Below are 25990 nucleotides of genomic sequence, written 5' to 3' on the forward strand. Positions count from 1 at the left end.
CTAGGTGCGTGGGTCAGATCCTTCCGTTAACGCGCCGGGGTGAATCCGGTGGATAGCGCGGGGTGCTGGGAGAATCGATTCATGACGGTGACTGCCAGCCTGGAGGGTCTGTTCGAGGTCGAGCCGGGTGAGGCGCGGGCGCCGGGATCGGCTGCACCGGCGGGTGCGGGCAAGACGTTCCGTGGGTATGACCAGGGGCAGTGTTTCCTGCTCCCGCCGAGTCTGGATGACTGGCTGGACGAGGATGATGAGGCCCGGTTCATCTCCGAGGTCGTCGAAGAGCTCTTGGATCTGACGCCGGTCTACGCGTCGTACGCGTCCGCCTCGGGTGCGCCTCCGTATGACCCGCGGATGATGTTGAAGCTGCTGCTGTTCGCGTACGCGACGGGCGTGACCTCGTCTCGTGAGTTGGAGCGGCGCTGCAAGCGCGATATCGCCTTCCGGTGGCTGTCGGGCAACCAGGCGCCCGACTACCGGTCGCTGGCCCGGTTTCGTCGGCGTCACCTGGATGCCCTGCCGGGGTTGTTCCTGCAGGTGCTGCGGGTCTGCGCGGAGGCGGGGCTGGTGCGGTTGGGGCGGGTCGCGCTGGATGGCACGAAGCTGGCTGCGAACGCGTCGCGGCATAAGGCGATGAGCTATGACCGGATCGTGCCGAAGATCGATCAGCTCCAAGCCGAGGTCGCTGCGCTGCTCGCCGAGGCGGAGGCGGTCGATGAGGCCGAGGATCAGCAGTTCGGCCAGGACCGGCGCGGGGACGAGGTCGCCCCGGAGCTGGCCCGCCGTGAGGGGCGCCTGGCAAAACTACGTGCCGCGAAGGACGCGATCGAGGCCGACGCCGCCGAGAAGGCGGCAGCCGTGGCGCGGAAGAAGGCCGACGCCGCCGGTCAGCCCCCTGAGCAGGCCGACGCGGCCGTCGCGACTGCGGTGGACACGGCGGCGCCGAAGCCGAAAGCGCAACGCAATTTCACCGATCCTGAGGCGCGGATGATGAAGACGGTCCGCGGCTTCGATTACGCGTTCAACGCGCAGGCCGTTGTCGATGAGGGCCACCAGATCGTGTTGAGCGCCGAGGTCACCCAGCAGGCCACCGATATCCAGCAGTTCGTCCCGATGGCCGAGCAGACCCTACGGAACCTCGACGCGGCAGGAATCGAGCGTTCCCCAGAGGTCGTCCTCGCTGACGCGGGCTACTGCTCGGAAGCCAACCTCGAAGCCGCCGACGATCTGGACGCACAGGTGTTGATCGCGACGGGACGGCAACGTCACGGCGAGAGCTTCCCTACCGCCGGCGCCCCGGACCCGGCCCCAGAGGACGCGAGCCGGCGGGAGCGGATGGCGCACGCGCTGCGCACCGAGCAGGGCCGCACCGACTACGCGCGCCGCAAAGCCATCGTTGAACCCGCGTTCGGGCAGATGAAGACCCGGCAAAACGCCGGACAGCTCCGGCTACGCGGACTCGCCGGCGCCCAAGGCGAATGGCTACTCCACACGATCTGCCACAACCTCCGCAAGCTCCGCGTCGCTACAGCCGCCGGGCTGGCGCCCGCATAGGCCTCCCCAGGGGTCCCTGGGCGTCACAGCACGCACCGACAGTCGCCACGAGCCCCTCGCCGTGCGATCCCGCACGCTCTCACACCGCAACGGCCCGCCCGTTCCCGTTCGCGACCGTCAGCGCGCGATGCCAGAGTCAACGCCGCGCGCCACGCCACCCGATTCTGACCCGCGCACCTAGCGAGTGCTTGCGCGGCGGGCCGAGGAACCGAAAGGTCGGCTCGACCCGCGACGATCGTCGTGGACACGCGAATTTCGCTTAGTCGTGTCCGCACATCATGCTGCGAAATTAGACGCCAGAAGTGTGCAACAACACGCGGGTCGTTGGCGAGCAGCATCCTCGCTGCGGTGTCGACAAAATCCGGGGTGTGCTCGAGAATGTCGGCGCTGAACCACCGCTGCAGTGTTGAGGGCATCATCCCGCCCATGCCTAGTCGCTCCGTGTCGGCCGCCCGCTGGAGCATCGCGTCTGCCGGCGACAACGCAGGGGCACATGCCACCACCAGAGACCGTATTCGCTGAGGGTGCCGGAGCACGGCGTGCAGCGCCACCATTCCGCCAAGTGACAGCCCGACGACATCCAGGGGTCCGAGCTCGAGCGGAACGGCCTCGAGCACGGCATCGGCGATATCGTCGAGGCTCGGTAGCTCGGCACCGGGAGCCCCACCGTGACCAGGCAGATCGACAGCCAGCGCGTTATCGATCGCTACGCCGTCCCACGTGTGCCGGTCCAGTCCGATCGGGTGGAGCAGAAGAGTCGTCACGGGGCGGCCGGTTCGCCTTGCGGGGCCGGATCGTGTAGCTCGACGTATTCGACGCGCGTGATGGTCGCCATCCGACCCACTGCCTTCGTGCGCGCTGTGCTGTTCTCGATCACGTGCCGGTATTCAGAGGTCTCGAGCGCCCCGATGCCGTCGAGCTCATAGAGAGCGACGAACTTCGGAGAGCCATCGGCCATCTGGAAGCGCCGCGCAGACAGGAACCCCGGACAGGCGAGGCGCTCAGGGATGTGCTCCTCCCAGTACCAGGCATCCAGTTCTGCGACATCCTCCGGTGCGACCTCCATCTGCACCATCAGCAGTCCCTTGACCTCAGTATCGCTCATGCGCTCCTTCTCTCTGATTCGCGTGCGCCGTCGGCCGCGCGTTCGAGGTCATCGACCCATTCGACATGCTCCAGCACCGTCTCGCGGAATCCCCGGGGGTTGTCGAGGTGCACCATGTGTCCGCCGGGAATGCGGCGTACGCGATGGTTGACGAACAGGGCGGCGAGGCGCTCGGCTGCACCGATCCCGACATAGTCGTCCTCTCCGATGATGACCGTCACCGGATAAGTATTTCCCTCCAGCGCTGTCACGAGATCGTGATCGGCCATCGCCCGCTGGACGTTCGCGAGACCGTCCCACGAGATCGTCTCGAGCACCTCGCGGAGGTATCGCACGGCCTCGCCGTCATCTGCGATCGTGGACGGCCGCAGCCAACGTGCGATCAGCTCGTCGACCTGCGGGCCGGTCGCGGCGGTCGCCTCGGCTCGTTCGATCAGCGGAGACCGGTTCGACACGCCGGCCGGAGTGTTTGCGAGGACTGCCGAGCGGACTCTGTGCGGATGTTGGACCATCACATGCTGCGCGATAATGCCGCCCAGCGCCACGCCGACGAGGTCGAGCCGGTCGACTCGTCCGCGGAGGGCCTCATCGGCCAGCCCGTCCAGAGTGACGACCTGCGACTCGCGGCCGCCATGCCCGGGATACACGTATGCCTGCTCCTGCGGGAAGCCGGTCAAATCGTAAGCGCGTGCATCCTGGGCCATCCCTGGGAAGAGCAGCAGCTGCTTCATCCGGACTATGCCTCCAGCCGCGGGATCTCGACGTAGACCCGACGGATGTTCGTGTTGAGCATCCGTCCGATCTCTTTCGTCCGCGGATCGGGGGGATTGATGAGCCGCTGATACTCCGGGCTGTCCAGCACCGACACATCCTCGAGGTCGTATATCGCGAGGTACTTCGGCGGGCCACCGTCGACGATCTCGAACCGGCGCCCGCTCAGGAAACCCGGAACAGCAAGTCGCTCGGGAAGATGCTCCTGCCAGTACCACGTGTTCAACTCGTCTTCGTGCTCAGGCGCGATGTCCATCTGCACGTGCAGCAGGCCCCGACGCTTCTGTTCTGCCACGGTCTTCTCCTATTCCTGTGTTACGGATCCCGGTGTCGACGGAAGAATCGCACCGGCCTTCTCGTAGATTCGATCTAGCAGACGCATCGCACGTGCCGCGTCGCTGAGGTCGAACGCAGGCATGTCTCCCCGCAACACCCGCTCGATGGCATCGTTCACGAAGAACGGGTAGGTCTTCATGTTCATGGTGCTGACCTCCCACGTCTCGATGCCCCCCTCTGGCGTGGTCACCTGCACTTCGGTGGGGGTACGGGCGACGTAGTACGAGGCGGCCGTCCGCACCGAGAAGTGCATATCCATGTACTCGTCCGGCGAGGTGTAACGGTAGCCGGTCTGGATCGTCGCAAGACTCGTGCCGACCTTGAGGATCACCGACGCGTAGTCCTCGATGGAGAGGTCCCAAGCCGTGTTCGAGATCGCGGCGCCCACTACCTCGACCGGCTCGTCCGGCACCAGGTAGGGGATGAGGTCGAGAAAGTGGATGCCCAGATTGATAAGCGCTCCGCCTCCGGAACGGGCGCGGTCTAGCACCCAGCCCGACGCCATCCGTTCGTACTGCTGCGGCGGCCGCCCGATCATGGTGAACGAGAGATGGTCGAAGCGCTCGCCGGCCGAGTGTTCCCGCATCCGGGTGACCCATCCGTTCTGACGGAAAACGAACGGTACGGCCGCGAACGCGTCGCGCTCGGCGGCGAGTTCCGCGATGTGCGAGACCTGCGCGCCGTTCAGTCCCGCCGGCTTCTCGATGATGAATGGGATGCCGCGTTCGATGAGAAACTCGGCCGTCGCCGCCATCTCGGCATGGATACCGAGCACGAGCGCGAAGTCCGGCTTGGTCTGCTCAACGAGTTCGCGGTAGTCCGCGAGGGCGATCGTCCCGAGTCGTTCGGCGACCTTCTGCGCACCGGCGAGATCGGGGTCGGAGACGCCTACATAAGAGAGGTCATCGCGTTTCTGCATTGGCTCCAGGAAGAGCGGCAGATGCCAGTGGGTTACGCCGATCAGGACTGTGCGAAGCATGTCGAGTTCTTTCCCTTGTGAACTGTTATCGGATGTCCGCCGATGGATCAGGCATAGGCCGCGGCTGACCCTTCGTGGGGTGCAGCGAGGGTGATCGCGCCGCCGGACGAGAGCTTCCGGAGCTGATCATCCGTCAGGCCCGCTACGTCTCGCAGCACCGACTCGGTGTCTTCGCCGAGTCGGGGCGGGGCGATATGACGGGTGCGGCCTCCGTGGGTCTTGATCGGGTTGCCGACGGCACGGATGCTGTCCCCGCGGCCTTCGAGTTGCAACACCATGTCGCTCTGGACCACCTGGGGGTCGGCGAGGGCGGCATCGACGGTGTTCACCGGCGCCGACGGTACACCGTTTGCCGCAAGCCTCGCCAGAGCCTCGGCGGCATCCAGCTCGCCAACGGCCGCCTCGAGCGCCGCATCGAGTTCGTCGCGATGCTCCCTGCGAAGGTCATTGTCGAGGAACCGTTCATCGGCGACTAGGTCTTCGCGCTCGAAAGCACGCGCGAGACCCTGCCAGAACGGCTGCGTGTTCGCGGCCACGACGATGTCTTTGCCGTCTCGGCAAGTGAACGCCCGGTAGGTGGGGATGCTCATGTGCCCGCGACCCTGACGACCAGCGACGTCGCCTGAGGCGAGGTAGTAGCTCGCGACGTACGAGAGCATTGACACCTGTGCGTCGAGCATCGAGACGTCGATGCGCATGCCAATGCCCGTCCTGCCCACCTCGAGCAGGCCGGCGAGCGTGCCGACTGCACCGTACATGCCGGCGCAGATGTCTCCGATCGGCAGCCCGGAGCGCACCGACTTGCCGCTTTCCTCACCCGTGAGCGACATGCCGCCGGCGAGCGCCTGGACGACGATGTCGAACGCGGGCAATGCCCGGTAGGGGCCATCCGGTCCGAAGCCGGTGATCGAGCACAGCACCATCCGCGGATTGACCCGCAGAAGCGCGTCGAAGTCGATTCCGAGCTTGGCCAGCGTACCCGGGCGGAAGTTCTCGATGACGACGTCAGCACGCATGGCCAACGCAAGAAGCGCGTCGGCGCCGCCTGGCGCCTTTAGATCGAGGACGACGCTCTCCTTGTTGCGATTCGCGCTGAGGTAGTACGCGCTGTCACCGTCTTCGAAGTACGGACCGATGCGCCGTGTCGGGTCGCCTGTGGGCGGCTCGACCTTGATGACACGTGCGCCGAGATCGCTAAGGATCTGACTCCCGAATGGACCTGAGAGGTGCTGGGTGAGGTCAAGGATGGTGACGTGTTCCAGCGGCCCCTTGCGTGTCGAGCTCACCTGCCTCGCGTGGTCGGTCATGGCTGCTCCTCCAGCTGTACGGCAGCGAGGGCCGATTCTTCCTCGCTTGGAATCCATCGGACGAGAACGACGTCGTCTTCGGTGCGTTCAAACGCTGCTCGCACCTGGTCGCCGATCTTCACCTCGCCATCGGCATCGGCGTCACCGGTCGAGGTCACCACGGCTCCGTACATGCGGATGCCTTCGGGAAGTTCGAGGAGCGCGACCGTATAGGGCACAGCCGTGAATGCCGGGTGCATCGAGCGGTGATAGACGGCATAGCTCCACACCTCGGCGGTGCCCGCGAGCTGCGTCCACGTGGCGGCGGTACTGACGCACTCTGGGCACAACTCACTGGGCGGCCAGCGGAACACACTGCAGGAGCTGCATCGTTGCGCCGTCAGCCGTCTCTCGTGGGTCGCGGCCCAGAACGGGGCGGTGAGCACGTTGTGCGTGTCAGGAAGCAGTCCTTGGTACGTCATGATCTCGTCGTCAGAATTGACGCCGCCCCCTTAAGAAAGTCGTGAGATGAACAATCGAGGGTGACCTCGATCCCCTCTATCTGGCGCTCCCCTGCTTCACCGCGCAGCTGGCGGACGGCCTCACAAAGGTGGAGCCATCCCCACATGTAGCTCTCGGAGAGTTGGCCGCCGTTCGTGTTGACCGGCAGGGAACCGCCCGGTCGGGTGTGACCTTCGGCGAGGAAGCGGCCTCCCTCGCCGACCGGTGCGAAGCCGTACCACTCGAGCATCTGGAGCACCCATACGGATGTCGCATCCTGGATGTAGAGGGCATCGATGTCTTCGGGGCGGTACCCGCTGCTGGCCCAGAGATCACGAGCGAGTTCGCCGAGCCAGGGGCGCATCAGACTGTCGCGATCGTGGTCAGCCCGGAAGGCGGTGCGCTCGGCCATGCCGTCGATCATGACGGGCTGCTTTGGAAGATCCTTCGCGCGCTGCTTCGAGGTCACCACGAGAGCGGCCCCCCCATCCGAGATCATCGTGAGGTCGGCACGGCGCAGCGGCGCTACGAGCGGATCGCTCGAGAGATAGTCGTCAATCGTGAGCGGAGTACGGAAGATGGCCAACGGATTCTTCTGCGCCCACTCACGCTGGCCGACCGCCACCCAGCCCAACTGTTCCTCAGTTGTGCCATACAGCTCCTGGTGGCGCCGGAATGCGAGCGCCGCCGGTCCGGCGACATGCACAACTCCGGCGAGCGCCGCCATTTCGGCACCGCCCCCGACCGAGATGCCGAATCCCGAGCGCATCGAGCGCTGGTTCGTGCCGTATGCAAGCACGATTGTCTCGGCCATACCCGCCTCGATCGCCATCACCGCGAGATGAAGCGAGAAGTTGCCCGTGCCGTAATCGAGGGTCGCGCCAAACCTCGGGTTCACTCCGAGCAGGTGCCCGATTTGTTCGTCGATGCCGAAACGGTCATGCAGATTCCGGCAGGTTATGAGCCCATCGACATCTGCCTTCGTGAGTCCGGCGTCCACGAGCGCGAGTTCGATCGCCTCGATGGCGATTTCGTTCGCTGTCCGACCGGGAAGCTCGCCCTGTTTCGTCGTTCCTACGCCGACGATCGCGACCTGCGCTCGCATGCTAGGCCTCGGTGTGCGGCACGAAGTGCACGTCGGAAGCGCGGATGCCGATGGTGACCGTGTCGCCGACAACGATCGGCGTCGCCGACGGAAGCTCACCACGGACCTTCGAGTCGCCGACCGAGTACAGCACGTCGAGGTGACGACCGAGGTATGAGACTCGCTCGACCTTCGCCGGCCATACGTTCTCTGCCGACTCCGCCGCGCTCCCGGCGAGCAGGCTCTCGGCGCGGAAGACCGCGGAGGCGGACTCGTGAACATCGTTGGCGGCGGTCTCGGCGGCAAGGACGGGCGTGGCGATGCCCGGGACGGTCAACCGCTCACGGGCGCCATCGAGTCGGCCGGGAAGGATGTTCGCATGACCAACGAAGTTCGCGGCGAACTCAGTGCGCGGCCGGGAGTAGATCTCGCGCGGCGCATCGGATTGCTCAACCAGACCGTCGTTGAGCAGCACGACCCGGTCGGACATCGACATAGCTTCGGTCTGGTCGTGCGTGACGTAGACCGCGGTGATCCCGACGGCACGCTGCAGCGCGAGGATCTCGAACCTCATCTGCTCGCGTAGTCCCGCATCGAGGTTCGACAACGGCTCATCAAAGAGGAGGACCTTCGGACGGGTGACGATCGCGCGGGCGAGCGCAACACGCTGCTGCTGACCACCGGAGAGCTCAGTGCCGTACCGTTTCGCGAACTTGCCGAGCCCGATGAGGTCGAGAACCTCGTCGACGCGGGTCTTGATCTCGTCCTTTTGCAGGCCCTTGAGGCCGTAGCCGACATTCTTCTCGACAGTCATGTGCGGCCACACAGCGTACGACTGGAACACCATGTTGATGCCACGTTTCTCGGGCTGCACGTGCTTTCCGGGACCTGCCACAACCGTGTCGTCGATCGTGATCGTGCCTGCGGAGGCGGGTTCGAGGCCTGCGATACAGCGCAGGGTCGTTGACTTGCCGCATCCGGAAGGGCCGAGGAGCGTGAGGAACTCTCCCGGCAGGATGTCGAATGAGATGCCCTTCACCGCCTCGACGTTGCCGTAGTGGATGCGCAGATCTCGGACGCTCAGCGACGCACCGACGCGCTCCTGCGTCGCGGTCGTCGTCCTGTCAATCGTCATAGACATTGGGTTTCCATCTCTGCGTGGGTACTGATTCGGATGTTCACAGTTGGGAGGAGGTGAGTCGGACGCGGAAGACATATCTCGCCAGGATCAATCCGGCAAGCATCACGAGCGACATCAACAGGCCGACTACTGCGGCCTGATTGAGCGAGCCGTTCTCGACGTAGTTCCAGGCGAGCACGGACAGTGGCTGGGAGCGGGGACCGGCTACGATCACCGCCTCGTTCACCTCCCGCGACGAGAAGATGAACAGGAGCACCCATGCCGACATCAGTGACGGGGCAACGAGCGGCATGGTGACCGTGGTAATCGCGCGGAACTTGCTCGCGCCGGACATGCGCGCGGCTTCTTCCAGGGACCCATCGACTTGCATCAAGCCGGTGGCTGCGAATCGAGTCGCCTGCGGCATATACGTGGCGACCAGGGTAATTATCAGCAGCGCCAGCGTCGCATACAGCGGCGTGCGCACATAGAGCCAAATGATGCCTGTTGCGAACACGATTCCCGGAACCGCCATTGGGAAGTTCGAGATGTAGTCGATGATCGTGGCGATGCGTCCGCGTTCGCGCACGGTGATATAGGCGACACCAAGGCCGATCAGCACTGCCACAGTGGGTGCGAGCAGTGCGATCCACACGGTATTGAGCAAGGCGCTGGTCACATCCGGGGAGGTGACGACCGTCCAGAGACTGTCGAGCGAGAACTGCATCTTGCGGAAGTCTGTGATCGTGTAGGGCGACAACGAAATGAGGATGATCGCCGCGTACGGCAGCACCGCCGCCAGGAATCCGTAGAGCGCGACGAGGATCGTGACTGGCCAGCGTGCCCAGCCCAGCTTCACGACGCGCGGACGCGTGGCCTTTCCACCGACCGTGACGAACCGGGCGCTGTTGCGAATAGAGCGGCGATAGAAGTAGATGCCGGCCAGGGTGAACCAGAAGATAAGCGTACCGATCGCGGCTGCCGCGGGCGGATCAGATGGAAAGACCGTCATCTTGCGGTAGACCTGCACGGCGAGCGGTGAGAAGCCCGTGTCAAGGCCGAGGGCGGCGGGGATCGCGAAGATCCCGGTCGCGAAGACAGCGATCATGAAGAACGCGGCCGTCAGTGAGGGGCGGACGATCGGGAGTGTGACCTTCATCGCAGTCGCGACGATGCCGCGGCCGTTCATGTAAGACGCCTCTTCGAGACCCGGATCCATGTTCTTCAGCGACGCCGAGATGAGCATGTAGGTGTAGGGCAGGAAGTACAGCAGCATCACGAAGATCACGCCCGGCACTGTGCCGATGTCGATGAATGTCGCGTCGGTGCCGAAGATCCAGCGCAGGTTCACGTTGATGATGCCCGAGCGCGGCGCGCCGAGCATGTTCCAGGCGACTGCGCCGATGAAGGGCGAGATGAACAACGGAACGATCACGCCGAGTTCGAGAACTGCTCGAAGCCGCACGTCGGTGCGCGCGAGTATCCAGGCCGCCAACGCACCGAAGACCACCGCCAGTACTGCGACGCTGAGCGCCATCAGGAGTGTGCCGATGAGAGAGCCGAGGTACGCCGTGGTCCCGTAGACCTCCATGATCGCCCGAAGCGAGAACGTGGTGCCGGGAAGGCCGGGCGCCGCGCTTTGGAAAGCGCCGAAAAACACCATCGCTACGGGCACGAGGATCAGGCCGCCGAGCAGGATCAGGATGACGACCGCGAACGGGCTCGGCCCACGCTTAGTCGCTTTCCGGCGCGTCACCGCCTCCGCTGTAGTCTTCCTCGTCGGCGGGTCGGGATCCCCGTTTCGTCCGCTGCTGGTGGCCGGGGCGGGGGCATTGATGGTCGTCATCCGGTGTATCCAAACATTTCATTCCAGCGATCGAAGTAGTCGCCATCTGCACTGATCGCCGCGAGGAACTCGGGATCGGTGCCGAAGTCGAACCAGGTGTCGTCGCCCGCCGGCTGGTACCAGTCCAGGTCGGTGAACTCACGTCCGTCAGTCGCCTCGGCATTGATCGGGGCGGTTTGCGACAGCTTCGACCAGAGCGAGTTCGCGTCGGGCTCTGCGGCCCACTCGAGGAACAGCCGCGCGGCGTTCGGGTGCGGGGCGTCTGCGACGATTCCGGTGAGTGCGCTCGATCCGGTCGCTGGCGTCGCGTAGGCGAACTGCAGCGGAGCGCCGTTCTGGACGATCTGAGCTGCCGGGATCGAGTCGACGATCGGGAAGGCGAAGTCAATCTCGCCCTGGATGACGTTCTGCACCAGCGTGAGGTTGTCCGCGATCATCGCTGTGTTGTCGGCGATGTCCTCAAGGCCGTCCCAACCCACATTGGCAGCAGCGGCGCCGTCGCTGTAGAGGTACCAGAACGCCCCGACACCTTGGGACACCTGCGGCTGAACGACGCCAACCCGACCGGCGAACCGTGGGTCAGTCATGGCCTTGACGGGGTCCTTCAAGATCAACTCGACCTCGTCCTCAGTCACGTTGTCGGGATTGTAGGTGACGGTTTGCTGGGTAGAGCTCTGCAGGGCCCAGTAGTAGCCCGGGTCGCCGAGATCTTTCGACAGGAGGTCGCTGTTCTGGGGCGTGTACTGCGCGATCCAACCGTTCTCCCGCGCATCCGCCATCGTGGCTGCGTCAACCACGCCGAACACATCGGCGATCGCCTGCCCGGCCGACTGCTCTTGCGCGAACTGCTGATAGAGCGGTGCAGCGGTGTTACGCAGAATCGTCACCGGGATGCCGTACTCCTTGGTGAAGCCGTCACTCCAACCCCGCAGAACCGACTCGGTCGAGTCCGCGTACAAAGTAAGACTGCCCTCGGCCTGTGCTGCCTCCGTTAGCGCCTCGAGGTTGAAGGCGCTCCCACTCTCGGTAGGTGCTGTGACCGTTGTGGGCACGGCCGACGAACACGCAGCCAGGCCTGCCGCTGCGACTATGAGCAGCGTTGCGTACACGCCTTTCGTGCGCATCACAGCTCCGTTCCGATGTTCATCGCGTGTTCGCCGACCGTCACATTCATCCGGAGTATCCGAAGGTCTCGTTCCACTTCGGGAAGTAGGAGCCGTCGGCCTTCATCGCCGTCAGGAACGCTTCGTCGCTGCCGAAGTCGAACCACGTGTCATCTCCGGCCGGCGCATACCATGCCTCATTCACGATCTTGCGAGAATCAGTCGCTTTCACGTTGGTCGGAGCGGACTGCGAGATCGTCGAGTAGAACGCGTTCGTCTCGGGGAGAGCAGCCCACTCCAAGAACAGACGTGCTGCGTTCGGGTGGGGCGCATTCTGCACGACGGCCACACCATCGGTCTGACCGATGGTCGGTGTCGCATAGACGTACTCGAGCGGGGCACCGTTGTTGGCGATCTGCGACGAGATGAAGGAGTCGACCATCGGCACCGCGATATCGATCTCGCCCTGAATCATGTTCTGGCCCAGGGTCAGGGTGTCGGAGATCATGCCGACGTTCTTGGCGATGCCCTCCATACCATCCCAGCCGAAACCCTTCGCTGCACCGTCCGTGTACAGGTACCAGAACGCCTGGACGCCCGAGGAGATCTGCGGGTTGACGACACCGACGCGGCCCGCGAAGATCGGGTCGGTCAGCGCGTCAAGTCCCTTCTCCTGAATGAGTTCGATCTCATCGTCTGAAAGGCTGTCGGCGTTGTACGCGATCGTCTGGGCGTTGCCGTTCTGGACCGGATAGTAGTACCCCGCCCGGCTCTCGGACTCGGGATACTGATCCGCATACTGAGGTGTGTACTCCGCGATCCAGCCATTCTCGATGCCCTGGTCCAGTGCAACATGGTCGACGATACTGATGACGTCGGCCTGTTGCTGCCCAGCCGATGCTTCCTGGGCGAACTGCTGAAACAGCGGGCCTGGAGTGTTGCGCACGATGAACACCTGGATGCCGTACTCCTCGGTGAACTTGTCGGCCCACCCTCGGAGGCTGGCCTCGGAGGCATCACCGTAGATCGTGAGGCTGCCCTCGGCCTTGGCCGCTGCCGTCAGGGTCGCCAAATCGAACGCGTCGCCCGACGATGAGCTCACCGGTGTTGCAGGCCCCGACGAGCATGCCGCGAGGCCGATCGCGGCCGCGGTGAGGATCGCTGCGCATAGGACCCTACGTGTTCTGGTACTCATCAATGTTCCTTCGCTTCGGTCGTGGTCATGGTGTGGTCGCGTGTGCTCATCCTGAGTAGCCGAACGTCTCGTTCCACTTCGGGAAGTACCAGCCATCGGCTGTCATGGCCTCGAGGAATTCGGGATCCGAACCGAAGTCGCTCCAGACGTCGTCCGTCTTCGGCGAGAACCAGGGCTCGTCGAGGTAGGTACGAGGGTCCTCGACGTCGCTGCGCATCGGGGCGTTGTTCGCACCCACCGCCCACGCGCTGACACCGTCGGCGGAGGCGGCCCATTCAGAGAACAGCCGCGCGGCGTTCGGGTGGGGCGCGTTCTCGACGACCGCAAGAGCGGACATGACCGCGACAGTCGGGTCTGGGTAGACGAAGCCGAGCGGGGCGCCGCTGCCGGTAATCAGCGAGATCACGTAGCTGTCGGCGAGCGGCAGCCCGAAGTCGACTTCACCTTGGATGACGTTCTGCGCGATCGTCACGGTATCCGAGATGGCGCCAGTATTGGCCGCGATGCCGCCCAGACCATCCCAGCCGAAGTCTTCGGCCGCAGGACCATCCGAGTAGAGGTACCAGTACGCCTGCAGTTGCTGGCCAGCCTGAGGGGCGACCACGCCGACACGATCGGTGAGGCCCTTGCTCTCGAGGAAGCCCATCGGGTCGGCCTGGAGCTTTTCGACCTCTTCAGGCGTGACCTTGTCTGTGTTGTATGCGATGACCGGCGAGGTGACGCTCTGGACGGCGTAGTAGTAGCCCGCGCGTGCGTATTCCGCCGGAAGGGCGTCCGCCTCCTGGGGTGTGTACTCGGCGATCCAGCCATTGTCGACCGCCTGGTCGAGAGCCGAGTGATCGAGAATGCTGAGGACGTCAGCCTGGGCTTGCCCAGCCGATTCCTCCTGCGCGAACTGCTGGAAAAGCGGCCCGGTTGCGTTGCGAACGATCGTCACAGGGATGCCGTACTCCTGTGTGAAGGCATCCGTCCAGGCCTTCATACTCGCATCCGACGAATCGCCGTAAAGCATGAGCGAACCTTCAGCCTTCGCCGCCGTAACTAGCGCATCTAGATCGAACGCTCCGTTGGTCGCCGACGGCGTAACCGCTGGCGAGCTCGATGCGCAGCCGGCGAGGCCGAGGGCTGTTACGGCGAGGATCGCTCCGGAGAGGATCCCAAACTGCTTGACTCTCATCAAAGCTCCTTTGCTTGGGTGGCATGTAGTCGAGTAACGGTCGTGTGCATCGGTGCACGACCAAGCCGCTGCCAGGAATTGCGGGCGATTATGCAGATCCCGCAGCGACCATTATGTGTAATCGCATTTTGGCCGGGTCGCTGTTTTCCGCCTGACGGTAAACCTCGTGCGAGAATCGCGTTCGGCATGTGCGGCACGTTCACGCCACTTGATGTAAAACCGCAGGAATTCAGGGCTCGTAGTGATCGATGCTCCGCTCACGCGGCACAAACTCGACCGCTGCGAGCATGGATCGATGTGCGTTGGTGCACATAGAGTGGGATGCCATCAGCCACCACCGCTCCTTCGTTCGTCAGACGCTGTGCGAAATTCGATCGGCGACCACGCACGAAGACGTGTGACAAGGAGTGTCACCACACATGACCCGGAGCAATCCCGATCACACCGCGACCGCGCAACGATCCACCGGTGAGGTATCGACCGACGACCTGCGCATGCTGCTTGCGCTCGCCCGCACCGGGAAACTCGTCACCGCCGCGACGTTGCTTGGCATCGACCACACGACCGTGCGTCGCCGACTCAACCGCTTGGAGGCAGCGCTCGGCGCAACCATGGTCGAGCACGGCGCAGACGGATGGGCTTTAACCGACCTCGGCCGCGTCGTCGTGGAACGCTCGGCCTCGCTGGAGCAGATCGTCCAAAGCGTTCGGGATGCGGTAGCGGGCGAGGAAGGCACCGTCAGAGGGACCGTCCGGGTTTCTGCGCCGGATGGCTTCGGAGTCGTCTTCGCCACTGAAGCGATCACCGAAGTTGTCGCGCGATATCCCGGCATTTCGATCGAGCTGGTCACTTCCACTCGTCCGCTGACCTCGCGAGCGTCCGGCTTCGACCTCGCCGTGAGCATCGGGGAACCCCGCCAAGGTTGGCTCACGTCAGAGTTTCTCACCAGCTACGCGCTCGGACTTTACGCGAGCCGTCGATATCTGGCGCAGGCATCCGCCATTGAATCGATGGAGGATCTCGCCGATCATCGTCTCGTCTTCTATGTGGATTCGCATCTGAACGTCGCTGAGCTCGATCTCGCCCGCGGCTTCGCCGGCATGCGAGTGGGGATGGGTTGCACGAGCGTGTCGGCACAAGTGTCAGCCACACAGCACGGGGCAGGGATCGGCCTTCTCCCCTGCTACATGGCGGAAGGCGAGCCCGACCTCGTCCGCGTCCTGCCCGATCAAGTGCGGTTCCTTCTGGCCTACTCGCTAAGCATGCGCCGAGACAGCCCCGCGCCCGAGGCCGTCAACCTTATCCGGGCGGCGCTGCGGCGAGTGGTCGTCGCTCGTCAGGACTCTCTCGTCCCGTCGACCTGACCCGGTCGCGATACCTTTACGAACGATCGAATCTGCAATTTCGCAGATTCACCATGCATGACTAGTGCTTGACCGCACCTACATGTCTGTCGCAGGCTGACAACGGCTGACCGACAGGAGGGTGCTGACGTGCACATCGACAAGAAAACTGCTCTGCCTGAGACCATGAAGGCCGCGGTTCTGCGAGACGACCACCCGGGGCTCGAGATCATACGGATCGCTGTGCCGACACCCCGGGAAGGCGAGGCCCTCGTCAAGGTGCACGCGTGCGGTGTCTGCCACACGGACCTCCATGTCATCAAGGGCGAAGTCACCTTTCCCCGCCCAGCGGTGCTCGGACATGAGATAAGCGGCACCGTGGTGGCGTTCGGTGATGGAACCGTAGAAACTCACGGCCTACAGGCGGGCGATGACATCGTTGGAGCGTTCATCATGCCGTGCACGGAGTGCGATGCCTGCATTCGCGGTCGTGACGATCTCTGCGCGAACTTCTTCGGCCAGAATCGCCTGCGAGGAACGCTCTACGACGGCACAAGCCGGCTCACGCTACCCGACGGCTCGTTCCTGGCTATGTACTCGATGGGAGGCCTCGCCGAGTACTCGGTGGTACCGATCTCGGCACTGACGAAGCTTCCTGCCGGCCTTGACCCGGTGGCGTCCGCGATTCTCGGTTGCGCCGCCTTCACCTCCTACGGCGCCGTGCACCGCGCCGGACACGTCGAACGTGGCGAGTCCGTCGCTATCACAGCCGTCGGCGGCGTAGGTAGCGCAGTCCTGCAGATCGCCAAGGCCGCCGGCGCCGATCCGATTATCGCCATCGATGTCTCGGACGAGAAACTCCAGGCGGCCCTCCGGCTCGGCGCGACCCATACCGTGAACTCAAGCAGTGTCGATGTGAAGACGGAGGTCCGCGCACTGACCGGTGGACATGGGGTCGACGTCTCATTCGAGGCGCTCGGGCACCCGGCGACCTTCCGTCAGGCCATCGATATCCTCGCCGATGGCGGACGCATGGTCGCGATCGGCATCGCCGCGGGCACCGCTACGGCCGAAATCGAGATCACGCCGCTCGTGCGGCGCGGCTATACGGTGACCGGTTCGTTCGGCGCACGTACCCGGGTAGATCTGCCCGCCGTCGTGCAGCTGGCCGCCGATGGGCACTTCGACGCCGAGGGCGTCGTCACCCGGCATTACGCCCTTGACGACGCGGACGCCGCTTACCGGGCCCTCGCGCTCGGCGAGATCACAGGCCGCGCCGTTGTCGTCATGGACTGATCACAACATCACTCAGAAGAAGAGGTTTCGATGACCAAGCGCATTCCCCACTGGATCGACGGTGCACGCGTCGACCTGCCCGACCGCCGCCTGAGCGCGGTATTCGACCCTGCCACCGGCGCGCAGAGCGGATCGGTGACGCTAGCCGAGACAGCCGACGTCGCCGTCGCCGTCCGCGCCGCAGCATTGGCTTTCCCGGCGGGTACGCGTAGGCGCGCCGATGTGGTTCTTCCCCATTGCTCTCGCGGCAGGTAATACCGTCATCCTCAAGCCGAGCGAGAAGAATTCCACCTTTCGTGTCTCGACGCCGCACCCACCACCGTCCTCGGAGACACGGTGAAGTCGCTGTGGAATCGCACCCAGCACTACCGCCGCGCGGTGACGAGGCTGTACTACTCGGACGGCGACCGCAGCGTCCACCACGATCACCACCTCATCGTCAGCGCAATGCGACGCCGCGACCCAGAGGAAGCCGAAAGGGCACTTGCCGGGCACATCCGCCGCAGTCGACTCGAGCTCCGTCGCCACCCCGAAGTCTTCACCGTCGACTGACGCGCGATTCAGCGACCAACAATGTGCGGCCGTGCTCTGGAGAGAATCTCCCGCACACTCACTCGCCGGTCAAGGCCATCCTCGCGGCAATGGCTTCCGCGATCACCAAAGCTCCAGGCACCTGCGCGGCGGGAACCTCTGGGATGTCGCACATCCGAGGCAGCGGGATCGGAGTGGGGAAGAGCATCTTCGTACTGGCAGTCTCATAGTCAGATCCCCAAGCCGCCGCATGGCGAAGGCGCAGCTGACTCACACTCAGACCCGTAGAAGGACACCATCAACGACCAGGAGGGCCGCATGGCATCGACCCGAGCGCGTGGCAATCGACGTGACTTGGCGCATGCGTAGCTACCCGACGGACGGTGTCGCGGTCGCGGTGGCTGCGACGACACGGTCTCACGTGGCTCAAGCCCGATGCCCCCGCAGGGTTGACGCTTGCGGCGGTTGTGTTTCGCCGATTGATCTCAATCGACCAGCACGTCCGCCGCCGCCGCCTTCGGATCCGAATCGACAAGCCCCCGATCGCCCCGCTTCGCACAACGCGGCGCTGTCCTGGCACGCTATCTCGTCGCGATCCCCAAGAGCGCCCAGATCTCCGGAAGGTGCGAACCGGCGAGCGGCCGCTCAGAACTCGCCGATCGCCATTCCCAACCGGAGGTAGAGGTCGGTGACGGCCTCGTCGTTCACGCGGTACTTGATCCAGATCCCTCTCCGGGACTGCCCCTCTACCGGGGGTGGGTCGGCGATGACGAGGCCGGCCGCTGCGAGCTCGTCGAGGATCGGCTTGATCGTCGACGCACCAAGTTCAAGTGCGTCGCAGATGGGGCCGGCGGTGACGTCCGGGTTCGATCGCAGGTATCGCAGGACCGCTGCTTTGACGAGGCTCCCGAGAAGCGCGATCGGCTCCTCGGAACCCTCGGAACCCGCTGGCTGAGCGATACGAGGCATGAGGTCCATTCTGCTGCACCGACCGTGCACACGTCCAGCAAACAATACGACTTAGGGGTTTACTCGAAGACAACACTGCTATACCGTGTGGTCATGGTCGGGTTGAGCAAGCCACAGGCACCGCGGTCGAACGCGGCGCTCGCAGCCTTGTCCCCCAAACTTCCTACAGACGACTCGCTCATTCACGGCCTAAAATTCGCTCACCCAACTCGGCTCTGTCGCGAGGTGTCCACACGCACGCATTTGTGCCGAGTTGTCCACAACCTTGGGTCGGTTCCTTTTCCGTGCTGCCCCCGGATGCGTAAGATGCCGCCACGGCGACCGTCGCGCGAGCCGTTCTCCCCGTGCACGGTGGCCATCCTGCAAGATCAGGAGGGCTGACCAATGACGACAAATCAGGCTTCAGGGCGGCGCGGACTCGCGTGGGCGATCATCGGCGGCCTCGTCCTGATCGCCGGAATTGTCGCGATCATCGTCAGCTCCACCCTCTCCTCCCCATCCCCTACCGGTAGCCCCGGCGGAAACTCGAATACTCCGAGCCCGGGTGGAACGGAATCAGCGGGCGGTGAGTTCGTGGATCCTGCGGTCTCTGAGCGTGGATGGGTACCGGAGCCGATCACAACTGACCCCGAGACCTATATCCGGGCCGCGCTCGAAGCGGCTTCCACGTTCGACACCACATTGAGCACCCGCGAAGAATGGTTGGACTACCTCGACAGCTGGTTCACGCCAGACACCCGCTACACGTCGGAAGCCGACCAACAGTCATCGGTAGACGACGCGCAGGTCGAGTTGCGGACGGGTGTTGTCCTTCCTCAGGAGGAGTGGGACTCGCTCGCCCGCGAGGATGGCCGCGTCGTAGCGAAGACGAGTGGGGACGTCATCTACGTTGCCGTCAGCGATGACGCATCCGGTGACATGTCGATCGGCACTTCGGACGTGACGTTGACGTTCACCCGGTCAGATGGCGACGGAGGGGAGACGGCGTACGAGGAACCGGTGCGGGTGAGCGTCCAGGTGCTCTGCGGGCCGGCATCGGTGCCGACACTCGAGTCGGCGCAACAGGCTGGGGATTGCAAGGTGGTCCGCTACTTCACGGAGCCGTTGGAGCCCTGACATGGGAGCCCCGATGATCGCCGCCGCAGCCCTCAACACGAGGACTGGCCGGAAGATCCTGATCGGGGCGAGCCTCGCTGCCCTCCTAGCGGTCGCGTTCCTGCTGACGCCGCTGATCGCCGTCCCGTTCGCCGTCGCGGGCAGCATCGTCAGCACCACCTCGGCTGGGTCCGGTGCCGCTCCAGCGGTCAGCGGCGAGTGGGGATTTCCGCTCGCCGGGGACTACTCCAAAGGTCGCGGGTTCGGGTACAACCCGGTGCAGGGATGCAGCTACTGCTCCACGGATCATCAGGGCTACGACATGGCCCAAGGCTGTGGAGCCACCGTCTACGCCGCCGGGCCCGGCGAAGTGATCACTGCCGGCTCCTATCAGGGCTACGGCAACGCGGTCCGCATCGACCACGGCGGCGAGATCGTCACCCTCTACGGCCACATGCAGTGGGACTCGCTGCGCGTCACCGTCGGGCAGGCGGTCACCGCCGGTACCCCGCTGGGCGCGGAAGGCAACACGGGGAAGTCGTTCGGCTGCCATCTGCATTTCGAAGTCCGGGATTCCGGAACTCCGGTAGCCCCGGAGCCGTTCATGGCCGCCCGCGGCCTCCCCCTGATGTAGGCCACCGAGCAAGGGAGCACGATCATGTCCAGGCGCACCACTCCCGGGAATGTCGACATCCCCGACATCCAACCCGACTTCTCGGCCCCGTTCTTCCAAGGCTTCCAAGTCATCGCGTCCTACATCCTGGCCGGGGCGATGCTGGTCGTGCTGATCATGTTGATCATCGCCGGCGCTGCCCTCGCATTCCGCGGGTTGGCATCGGACCGGGTCCGCACCTGGGCAGGCGAGAACATCCTCTGGATCTTCATCGCCGCCGCCGTGCTTGGCGCCGCATCCGGTCTATTCGCCTGGTTCGTGAACTTCGACTTCGGTTTCTGATGAACCTGTCGCGCGTTCTCCGTCTCGGCATCGTCGTGGGCATCGCGCTGACCGTGGGATCCGGCACCGCCGCGCAAGCGATGACGACGCATGCCCCCAGCCCTGTGCGGATGGAGGTCGTTGGCGGAGAACCGTGGTCGGCTCCCGCCTATCCCGTCGACTGCCAGATCGCCAGCGGACAAGTCACCTGCACACCGACCGATCCAGGAAACGTCACACCTCAGCAGTGCTTCATAGGCGTCTCTCTGGGCGGCGAAAAGGCGACGGTCTGCACGACCTACGAGGGGCACGCGCGGGCGATCCAATCCGACGGAGGCAAGGCGCTCACTGTGAAGTACGGGTGCAGCCTTGGCGATGCCGTCTGCGTCACGTTCGAGAATGCCGGTCGCGGGATGGCGTTGGCGGCGACCGGGATGATGTTCCTCGTCGCGGAGAACATGCGCTTCGATACCAGCAGCCTGTTGTGGACGGCGGCGGTCGATCAGTGGTCGTTCTGGCAGTGGGCGATCCTCATCATCACGTTCGGGGCGATGGTGTGGGCCATCGCCGCCGCGGTCGTCTCGGGCGACCGGGCCGAACTGGTCGGAGCGTTGGTGCGGTCCTTCATCGCGATCCCCGCAGTCGCGATCACGCTGTGGCTGACCGGACATCTGTTGAACGCGGTCGATGAGATGACCTGGTACATCCTCAACGGCGAGGGCCCCGCCAGCATGTACTCGACGTTGCAGTCGGTGATGTGGGCGGGCGGACAGGCGAACTACTTCTTCGCGTTCCTCATCCACTTCCTCCTTATGCTCGGGATGCTGCTGCTCATGCTGGTGTTCGCGTTCCGCAACATCGTGCTGGCCGCGCTGATCATGGTCGGTCCGGTTGCATGGATGCTGTTCCCGGTCCGCGGCATCGGACCGCAATGGGTGGTCCGGTATGTATCCGCGGTGATCGTACTGCTGCTGACGGGGCCGCTCACGATCGGGTTCGTGACCCTCATCATCAACGGCCTCGCCGGGGTGAAGACGATCTGGAACCCGCAGTCCTGGCCGCTGCTGGTCGGGCTCGTGTTGGTGGCGTTCGCGCCGTTCGCGATCTTCGGACTGTTCAGCTTCGCCGGTGCGGTCGCCGCCGACGGTGTCGGGTCCCGTCTCGGCTCGCACGGCGGGCGGATGGCCACCGGCGCCGCCCGCTCCGCTGCACAGATCCCCACCCGCCTGGGCGGGCTACCCTCCGGTGTGCGCCCGGCCGGCAGCTCGTCCGCATCCACCGGCCCCTCTCCGAGGTCCGCCTCGACACGCTCGACGTCGGCGAATTCGCCGCGCGGTGCGCTCTCTCCCGCCCAGACCCGCACCGCCCCGTCGAGCGGTCCTGGGTCGAGCGGTAGTGCCGGGAAGCCCGCGCCGTCACGTCCGCCGGCGACGTCGCCGCAACCTCCGACCACGGATGGGAGATCGTTATGACCGCCACACCCGAGTACGCGCGCCCTGTCCGGTTGCCGCGCCGGTCACGGCAAGGCGTCGTGATGGGCATGGACCCCTGGCAACTCGCCTTCCTCGCCACGGCGGCGCTGATCCTGCTGGTGTTCGTGAACAGGTTCGGCCCGCTGGGGCTGTTGTATGGGGCGCCGCTGTATCTCGGGTTCGGCGTGACCGCGCTCACCAGCATCCACGGGGTCTCTACCCCGCGGATGGCCGGGCTGTGGCTGATGAAGCAAGTCCGGCACGCCGGCGGCGCCACCACGCACACGTTCCGCCCCGAACGGCCACGCCTGGCCGGGACGCTGAACCTTCCCGGTACGCGGGCCTCGATCCAGCTGTGGGACACCGGCCAGGCCGGCGCCGTCTACAACCCCCACGACCGGTCCGTGTCCGTGATCGCAGAGCTCGAGGTGCAGGGGTTTTTGATGCATGACCTGCCGGAACGGTTCGACCTGGCCGAGCAGTTCGACCGGGTCCTGGGCCCGTTCACGCAACGCCCGGGGGTGAAGCGAGTGACGTTGCAGGAACGCACCTTGCCGACCACGATCCGCGCCGCCCGGGAACACTACGACACCGTCCGCCGCGTCCAAGACCTCAACCCGGACTCCCCGGTCGCGCACAACTATCAGGATGTGATGGACCGGTCCGAACGGTTCGAGGTCGCCCACCGCAACTACCTGATCCTCACCCTCGACCTGGTCGTCCTCGGCTCACAGCTGAAGGCGCTCGGCGGTGGCCAGGACGCGATTCTCGCCCTGGCGCAGATCGAAGCCGGCAACCTCGCCGACGCCCTGACGGCGGCGAAGATCACCGTGCGCCGCTGGCTGACCCCGCGCGACGTCGCCGCTCTGGGGCGGCTCGCGTTCGACCCGGAGTTCGCGGCGGTCGTGCAGAACCGTCCCGATGCCCTGACCGGGGTGGACCCGGTGGCGATTGGGCCGATGTATCTGGACGAACCCGCGCACCGCAACGGGATTGTCGTCACCGACTCGGGCGTGCACACCACCCTGTGGGTGCACGAATGGCCGCGCTCGGACTCGCCCGTCGGGTTCCTCGCCCCGATCGTGTTCGCCCGGCACCCGAACACCGGGGAGGCGATCACCCACATCCTGTCCATCGTGCTGACGCCGGTGCCGGTGTCGAAGGCGTTGAAGCGGATCCGGGAGGAGAAGAAGGTATGGCGGGGCAACGAGTCGCTGCGGGCGAAGCGGGGCGCGGACGGGTCGGCAGCGGACGCCGCGGACTGGCGCGCGCTGGAGCAGCAGGAGCAGGAGATCGCGAACGGGCACGGCGAGTTCCACTACGGCGCCTACCTCACCATCACCGCGCCCGACGAGGAACGCCTCGACCAGGCCTTGGCCGGGATGCGCAACGCGCTGTCTCGTGCCGGGATGGAGGCGCAGGTCTTGTACTGCCAGCAGGCCGAAGCGTTGATGGTGAACGCGCTGCCGATCGGGTTGGGGATGAAGTGATGGCCCGCCACACCGCCACCTTCACCCCCGCCGACCTCACCCGCCGGCAAAAGAAGGAACTGCGCCGCCAGATCGCCCAAGGGGCACCGCCCGAGAGGCCAGCACGGTCGTCGAGGAAAGACCGTTCTCTCCCGGAGGCGGCGGTGCCCGGTCCGTTCGGGCCGGGGCTGGTGCAGGGCGGGTACTGGAATCTCGCGAAAGCGGTCATCCCGGCCCATCAGGCCACCTCGCAGCACATCGCCGGGATCTACCCGTTCGTAGCCGACTCCGGGCTCGGTCACCGGGGCCCGATCCTGGGGGTGGATTTGAACGCGGACGCGCTGTGGCATTTCTCCCCGTGGGAGGCGTATGTCGACTCCACCGAACGCGGCACCTTCTCCACCAACATCCTCGTGCTCGGTGCGTACCGGGGTGGGAAATCCGCCACCGTGAAAACCCTCGTGACCCGGTCGATCGCGTTCGGGCACCAGGTCGTAGTCCCCTCCGATCCGAAAGGCGAATGGGTGGCCGTGGCCGAAGCCATCCCCGGTGGGCGGGTGATCCGCCTCGGCGGCGGCACCGGTACCCGCCTCAACCCGCTCGACCGCGGACCCCGCCGGACGGACACGACCGATGAGCAGCACGAGCAGATGGTCAAGCAGCGCCGCATCGGCACCCTGATCGCCCTCATCGAAATGACCCTCGGGTCTCGGCTGACCGCGGTCGAGCATGCCGCAATCCTCGACGCCCTCGACCGGTGTATCGAACACACCGGCGACCAGCCGACGCTGCGCGGCGTCTACGAGCAACTCGGGCATCTCGCCGCGGACACGGATGCCGCCTTCCACGCCGCGGACGGCGCCATCCAACCCCGGTTCGTGCTGCGCAGGTTCGTCGAGGGCGATCTATCCGGCCTGTTCGAAGACGCCTCTACCGTCACATTCGACCAGGACGCCCCCATCGTGGTCACCGACACCAGCGAACTGTTCGCCCGCGGCGACCTGGCCGCGCAACTGACCCAGGTGTGCTCCACCGCGTGGATCCAAGCCGTCATCAGCGACCGAGCCGCCCACCGCACCCGCTACGTGGTGCGTGAAGAAGGATGGCGGGACATGACCTCGCTGGCATCCCTGCAGATGTTCCAACAGTGGCTCAAACTCAGCAGGCATTACGGGATCAGCAACATCGTGATCCTGCACAAGATGGGCGACCTGGACGCGGTCGGCGACGCCGACTCCCTACAACGATCCCTCGCCTACTCGATCGTCGGGGACATCGAAAACAAGTTCATCTTCCGCGTCAACCACCAAGAACAAACCGCCCTCCGCACTCGGCTGAACCTGCCCGCCCCGCACGTGGAGATGGCCCGGCTGCTGCGTAAAGGCGAGTTCCTCGCCTACGTCGGCCAGTACTCCTACCTGGTGGACTGCTTCGCCACCTCCACCCCGTGGGAGTACGGGGCCTTGCCCCCGGTTCTTGGACACGGGGTGGGATTATGCCGCTATCGGTAGCGTAGCGGCGGTGAGTTCGGCTTCGAATGCGACGGGCGCGATGTAGCCGAGGTAGGAGTGGCGGCGGGTGTTGTTGTAGCGCACGAGCCACCGGAACACCTCGCGACGGCAGGAGGCCTCGTCGGCGAACACGGCCCGGTCTTGCAGGACCTCGCGCTTGAGCGTCGCGTTGAACGCCTCCGCGAGGGCATTGTCAGCGCTCGTGCCCACCGCGCCCATGGACTGTGTCACGCCGAGCCGCTTGCACAGTCCCGCGTAGGCCTTGGAGGTGTAGACCGATCCGTGGTCCGAGTGGAACACGGACCCGGTCAGCCTGCCGCGGGTCAGCCTCGCCGAACGCAGCGCATCTTCGACGAGCTCGTTGCGCATGTGGTCCGCGACCGCCCACCCGGCCAGCCGTCTCGAGCAGCAGTCGATCACGGTCGCCAGATACAGGTTCTGCCCGTCAGCCAGCGGCAGATAGGTGATGTCGCCGACATACCGCTGGTTCGGCGCCTCGGCGGTGAAGTCCCGTTTCAGCAGGTCGGGGACGACCTGTCCCGACGGCTCGGGGACGGTGGTGCGCACCCGCCGCTTGCGCTGGTACCCGTGGATCTCGTTGTCTCGCATCACGCGGGCGACCCGCTTGCGGTTGACCCGCTCGGACGGCGCGGCGCCGTCATTGAGCTCGGCGGTGATCCGTGGCGCGCCCATCGTGTTGTCGCCTTCGTGGACGGCGCGGATCCGCCCCGCCAGAACGTCGTCCTCCGCGGCGCGCGCCCGCCGGGCGGCGGCGCCGGCCCGCCATGCGTAGAACGAGGACCTCGTGATCTCGACGAGCTGACACAACCGCTTCACCGGGTAGGTGGCTGAGAGGTCCTCAACGAACTGGAAGCGGTTCACCAGTTCGTCTCCCCCGCGAAATACTTGGCCGCCTGCCGCAGGATCTCACGCTCGGTGACGAGCTTGACCTGCTCGACCTCCAGCTGCGCGACCCGCCCCTCCAGGCGTGCGATGCGCTGCGCGGGCGTCTCATCCGCCCCCGCATCCGCCGTCGGCGAGGTCGCCGACGCCTTGAACGGGCTGCGCGCGGCGGTGCCGTCCGCAGCCGTCTTCCGGCCCGTCCCGTGCCGCTCCAGCCACAGCCGCAACGTGCCGCGCTCGATCCCGAGATCAGCGGCGATGCCACGCACCGTCGCCCCGGGAGTGGACTCGTACAAGTCCACGGCCTGCCGCCGGAACCCGTCGGAGTAGTTCTTCCTAACCATGATTCTGATCATCTCGCTTCCCCAGCAAAATGCTGGATTCAGCGTGTCCAAGAACTGGGGTCAGGGCCC

The 25990-nt window shown here is 65.2% G+C and carries 26 protein-coding genes; 11 read left to right on the forward strand and 15 right to left on the reverse strand.

Annotation, left to right across the window (positions count from 1 at the left end; translation table 11 throughout):
* Window positions 1–81: 81 nt before the first annotated feature.
* Window positions 82–1551 carry an IS1182 family transposase gene (locus CGU34_RS03120; RefSeq protein ID WP_036294992.1) on the forward strand — a complete coding sequence of 490 codons (1470 nt, stop codon included), beginning with the start codon at window positions 82–84 and terminating at the stop codon, window positions 1549–1551.
* A gap of 23 nt (window positions 1552–1574) precedes the next feature.
* Here the strand turns inward: CGU34_RS03120 and CGU34_RS17670 are convergent, their stop codons facing one another.
* The 13 genes from CGU34_RS17670 to CGU34_RS03180 all read right to left on the reverse strand — a co-directional run bounded on the left by CGU34_RS17670 (window position 1575) and on the right by CGU34_RS03180 (window position 14054).
* Window positions 1575–2315: an alpha/beta fold hydrolase gene (locus CGU34_RS17670; protein WP_157811197.1), complete on the reverse strand. Its 741-nt coding sequence runs from the start codon at window positions 2313–2315 to the stop codon at window positions 1575–1577.
* Window positions 2312–2656 carry a DUF4286 family protein gene (locus tag CGU34_RS16835; protein WP_051513863.1) on the reverse strand — a complete coding sequence of 115 codons (345 nt, stop codon included), beginning with the start codon at window positions 2654–2656 and terminating at the stop codon, window positions 2312–2314. The genes CGU34_RS17670 and CGU34_RS16835 overlap by 4 nt, the downstream gene beginning before the upstream one ends.
* The gene (locus CGU34_RS03130) at window positions 2653–3387 is read right to left on the reverse strand and encodes an alpha/beta fold hydrolase (RefSeq protein WP_036300516.1); all 735 of its coding nucleotides are present in this window, start codon (window positions 3385–3387) and stop codon (window positions 2653–2655) included. Before CGU34_RS03130 ends, CGU34_RS16835 begins: the two co-directional genes overlap by 4 nt.
* Before the next feature lie 5 nt (window positions 3388–3392).
* Window positions 3393–3722, reverse strand: coding sequence for a DUF4286 family protein (locus CGU34_RS03135; RefSeq protein WP_051513867.1), 330 nt, complete (start codon window positions 3720–3722; stop codon window positions 3393–3395).
* Between the two features lie 9 nt (window positions 3723–3731).
* On the reverse strand, window positions 3732–4742 hold the full coding sequence (locus CGU34_RS03140) for a Gfo/Idh/MocA family protein (protein ID WP_036300517.1): 1011 nt from the start codon (window positions 4740–4742) through the stop codon (window positions 3732–3734).
* Between the two features lie 47 nt (window positions 4743–4789).
* Entirely contained in the window at window positions 4790–6049 is a 1260-nt protein-coding gene (locus tag CGU34_RS03145) for a CaiB/BaiF CoA transferase family protein (RefSeq protein WP_198517664.1), read from the reverse strand.
* Window positions 6046–6510, reverse strand: a complete 465-nt coding sequence (locus CGU34_RS03150) for a Zn-ribbon domain-containing OB-fold protein (protein ID WP_051513868.1) — start codon at window positions 6508–6510, stop codon at window positions 6046–6048. The genes CGU34_RS03145 and CGU34_RS03150 overlap by 4 nt, the downstream gene beginning before the upstream one ends.
* The gene (locus CGU34_RS03155) at window positions 6507–7634 is read right to left on the reverse strand and encodes a thiolase C-terminal domain-containing protein (protein ID WP_036300524.1); all 1128 of its coding nucleotides are present in this window, start codon (window positions 7632–7634) and stop codon (window positions 6507–6509) included. Before CGU34_RS03155 ends, CGU34_RS03150 begins: the two co-directional genes overlap by 4 nt.
* A 1-nt stretch (window position 7635) precedes the next feature.
* On the reverse strand, window positions 7636–8748 hold the full coding sequence (locus CGU34_RS03160; protein WP_051513871.1) for an ABC transporter ATP-binding protein: 1113 nt from the start codon (window positions 8746–8748) through the stop codon (window positions 7636–7638).
* Between the two features lie 43 nt (window positions 8749–8791).
* Window positions 8792–10489 carry an ABC transporter permease gene (locus tag CGU34_RS03165; RefSeq protein WP_157814004.1) on the reverse strand — a complete coding sequence of 566 codons (1698 nt, stop codon included), beginning with the start codon at window positions 10487–10489 and terminating at the stop codon, window positions 8792–8794.
* Window positions 10490–10575: 86 nt separating this feature from the next.
* Window positions 10576–11703 carry an ABC transporter substrate-binding protein gene (locus CGU34_RS03170; protein WP_157811198.1) on the reverse strand — a complete coding sequence of 376 codons (1128 nt, stop codon included), beginning with the start codon at window positions 11701–11703 and terminating at the stop codon, window positions 10576–10578.
* Window positions 11704–11749: 46 nt separating this feature from the next.
* Window positions 11750–12877 carry an ABC transporter substrate-binding protein gene (locus tag CGU34_RS03175; protein WP_157811199.1) on the reverse strand — a complete coding sequence of 376 codons (1128 nt, stop codon included), beginning with the start codon at window positions 12875–12877 and terminating at the stop codon, window positions 11750–11752.
* Window positions 12878–12923: 46 nt separating this feature from the next.
* The gene (locus CGU34_RS03180) at window positions 12924–14054 is read right to left on the reverse strand and encodes an ABC transporter substrate-binding protein (RefSeq protein WP_100812283.1); all 1131 of its coding nucleotides are present in this window, start codon (window positions 14052–14054) and stop codon (window positions 12924–12926) included.
* 419 nt (window positions 14055–14473) lie between these two features.
* Between CGU34_RS03180 and CGU34_RS03185 the strand changes: the two genes are divergently transcribed.
* From CGU34_RS03185 to CGU34_RS03195, 4 genes are all read left to right on the forward strand, one after another.
* The gene (locus CGU34_RS03185) at window positions 14474–15418 is read left to right on the forward strand and encodes a LysR family transcriptional regulator (protein WP_100812284.1); all 945 of its coding nucleotides are present in this window, start codon (window positions 14474–14476) and stop codon (window positions 15416–15418) included.
* Window positions 15419–15547: 129 nt separating this feature from the next.
* On the forward strand, window positions 15548–16693 hold the full coding sequence (locus CGU34_RS03190; RefSeq protein ID WP_232711511.1) for a zinc-binding dehydrogenase: 1146 nt from the start codon (window positions 15548–15550) through the stop codon (window positions 16691–16693).
* Window positions 16694–16723: 30 nt separating this feature from the next.
* The gene (locus CGU34_RS16840; protein ID WP_157811200.1) at window positions 16724–16948 is read left to right on the forward strand and encodes a hypothetical protein; all 225 of its coding nucleotides are present in this window, start codon (window positions 16724–16726) and stop codon (window positions 16946–16948) included.
* 81 nt (window positions 16949–17029) lie between these two features.
* Complete coding sequence (locus tag CGU34_RS03195; protein WP_232711512.1) at window positions 17030–17245, forward strand: FCD domain-containing protein; 216 nt, start codon at window positions 17030–17032, stop codon at window positions 17243–17245.
* A gap of 624 nt (window positions 17246–17869) precedes the next feature.
* Here the strand turns inward: CGU34_RS03195 and CGU34_RS03200 are convergent.
* On the reverse strand, window positions 17870–18193 hold the full coding sequence (locus CGU34_RS03200) for an ArsR/SmtB family transcription factor (RefSeq protein ID WP_100813230.1): 324 nt from the start codon (window positions 18191–18193) through the stop codon (window positions 17870–17872).
* A gap of 384 nt (window positions 18194–18577) precedes the next feature.
* On the opposite strand from CGU34_RS03200, the gene CGU34_RS03205 reads away from it, so the two are divergent.
* From CGU34_RS03205 to CGU34_RS03230, 6 genes are read left to right on the forward strand one after another with little or no spacing between them, the layout of a single operon-like run.
* Window positions 18578–19309 carry a hypothetical protein gene (locus tag CGU34_RS03205; protein ID WP_069696858.1) on the forward strand — a complete coding sequence of 244 codons (732 nt, stop codon included), beginning with the start codon at window positions 18578–18580 and terminating at the stop codon, window positions 19307–19309.
* A gap of 13 nt (window positions 19310–19322) precedes the next feature.
* Entirely contained in the window at window positions 19323–19922 is a 600-nt protein-coding gene (locus CGU34_RS03210; protein WP_157814014.1) for a M23 family metallopeptidase, read from the forward strand.
* 24 nt (window positions 19923–19946) lie between these two features.
* Window positions 19947–20243 (forward strand): hypothetical protein, encoded by a 297-nt coding sequence (locus CGU34_RS03215; RefSeq protein ID WP_036300536.1) that lies wholly within the window; start codon window positions 19947–19949, stop codon window positions 20241–20243.
* Window positions 20243–21694, forward strand: coding sequence for a hypothetical protein (locus CGU34_RS03220; protein ID WP_100813231.1), 1452 nt, complete (start codon window positions 20243–20245; stop codon window positions 21692–21694). The genes CGU34_RS03215 and CGU34_RS03220 overlap by 1 nt, the downstream gene beginning before the upstream one ends.
* Window positions 21691–23184 (forward strand): SCO6880 family protein, encoded by a 1494-nt coding sequence (locus CGU34_RS03225; RefSeq protein ID WP_036300538.1) that lies wholly within the window; start codon window positions 21691–21693, stop codon window positions 23182–23184. The genes CGU34_RS03220 and CGU34_RS03225 overlap by 4 nt, the downstream gene beginning before the upstream one ends.
* On the forward strand, window positions 23184–24674 hold the full coding sequence (locus CGU34_RS03230; RefSeq protein WP_100813233.1) for a hypothetical protein: 1491 nt from the start codon (window positions 23184–23186) through the stop codon (window positions 24672–24674). Before CGU34_RS03225 ends, CGU34_RS03230 begins: the two co-directional genes overlap by 1 nt.
* On the opposite strand, the gene CGU34_RS03235 is transcribed toward CGU34_RS03230, so the two are convergent.
* Window positions 24657–25921, reverse strand: a protein-coding gene (locus tag CGU34_RS03235; protein ID WP_100813234.1) for an IS3 family transposase whose coding sequence is annotated in 2 segments (ribosomal slippage) — window positions 24657–25570 and window positions 25570–25921 — 1266 coding nt in all. Because the reading frame shifts where the segments join, the coding sequence is not laid out codon by codon here. The two genes, CGU34_RS03230 and CGU34_RS03235, sit on opposite strands and share 18 nt — an antisense overlap.
* Between the last annotated feature and the right edge of the window lie 69 nt (window positions 25922–25990).

The organism is Microbacterium lacus (genome assembly GCF_002812805.1).
GTDB lineage: Bacteria > Actinomycetota > Actinomycetes > Actinomycetales > Microbacteriaceae > Microbacterium > Microbacterium lacus_A.

Bases quoted from the DNA above. Each gene is read 5' to 3' on its own strand.
- CGU34_RS03120 (WP_036294992.1), top strand. From the start codon at position 82: ATGACGGTGACTGCCAGCCTGGAGGGTCTGTTCGAGGTCGAGCCGGGT.
- CGU34_RS16835 (WP_051513863.1), bottom strand. From the start codon at position 2,656: ATGAGCGATACTGAGGTCAAGGGACTGCTGATGGTGCAGATGGAGGTC.
- CGU34_RS03130 (WP_036300516.1), bottom strand. From the start codon at position 3,387: ATGAAGCAGCTGCTGCTCTTCCCAGGGATGGCCCAGGATGCACGCGCT.
- CGU34_RS03140 (WP_036300517.1), bottom strand. From the start codon at position 4,742: ATGCTTCGCACAGTCCTGATCGGCGTAACCCACTGGCATCTGCCGCTC.
- CGU34_RS03145 (WP_198517664.1), bottom strand. From the start codon at position 6,049: ATGACCGACCACGCGAGGCAGGTGAGCTCGACACGCAAGGGGCCGCTG.
- CGU34_RS03150 (WP_051513868.1), bottom strand. From the start codon at position 6,510: ATGACGTACCAAGGACTGCTTCCTGACACGCACAACGTGCTCACCGCC.
- CGU34_RS03155 (WP_036300524.1), bottom strand. From the start codon at position 7,634: ATGCGAGCGCAGGTCGCGATCGTCGGCGTAGGAACGACGAAACAGGGC.
- CGU34_RS03160 (WP_051513871.1), bottom strand. From the start codon at position 8,748: ATGACGATTGACAGGACGACGACCGCGACGCAGGAGCGCGTCGGTGCG.
- CGU34_RS03170 (WP_157811198.1), bottom strand. From the start codon at position 11,703: ATGCGCACGAAAGGCGTGTACGCAACGCTGCTCATAGTCGCAGCGGCA.
- CGU34_RS03175 (WP_157811199.1), bottom strand. From the start codon at position 12,877: ATGAGTACCAGAACACGTAGGGTCCTATGCGCAGCGATCCTCACCGCG.
- CGU34_RS03180 (WP_100812283.1), bottom strand. From the start codon at position 14,054: ATGAGAGTCAAGCAGTTTGGGATCCTCTCCGGAGCGATCCTCGCCGTA.
- CGU34_RS03185 (WP_100812284.1), top strand. From the start codon at position 14,474: ATGACCCGGAGCAATCCCGATCACACCGCGACCGCGCAACGATCCACC.
- CGU34_RS16840 (WP_157811200.1), top strand. From the start codon at position 16,724: ATGACCAAGCGCATTCCCCACTGGATCGACGGTGCACGCGTCGACCTG.
- CGU34_RS03200 (WP_100813230.1), bottom strand. From the start codon at position 18,193: ATGCCTCGTATCGCTCAGCCAGCGGGTTCCGAGGGTTCCGAGGAGCCG.
- CGU34_RS03205 (WP_069696858.1), top strand. From the start codon at position 18,578: ATGACGACAAATCAGGCTTCAGGGCGGCGCGGACTCGCGTGGGCGATC.
- CGU34_RS03210 (WP_157814014.1), top strand. From the start codon at position 19,323: ATGATCGCCGCCGCAGCCCTCAACACGAGGACTGGCCGGAAGATCCTG.
- CGU34_RS03215 (WP_036300536.1), top strand. From the start codon at position 19,947: ATGTCCAGGCGCACCACTCCCGGGAATGTCGACATCCCCGACATCCAA.
- CGU34_RS03220 (WP_100813231.1), top strand. From the start codon at position 20,243: ATGAACCTGTCGCGCGTTCTCCGTCTCGGCATCGTCGTGGGCATCGCG.
- CGU34_RS03225 (WP_036300538.1), top strand. From the start codon at position 21,691: ATGACCGCCACACCCGAGTACGCGCGCCCTGTCCGGTTGCCGCGCCGG.
- CGU34_RS03230 (WP_100813233.1), top strand. From the start codon at position 23,184: ATGGCCCGCCACACCGCCACCTTCACCCCCGCCGACCTCACCCGCCGG.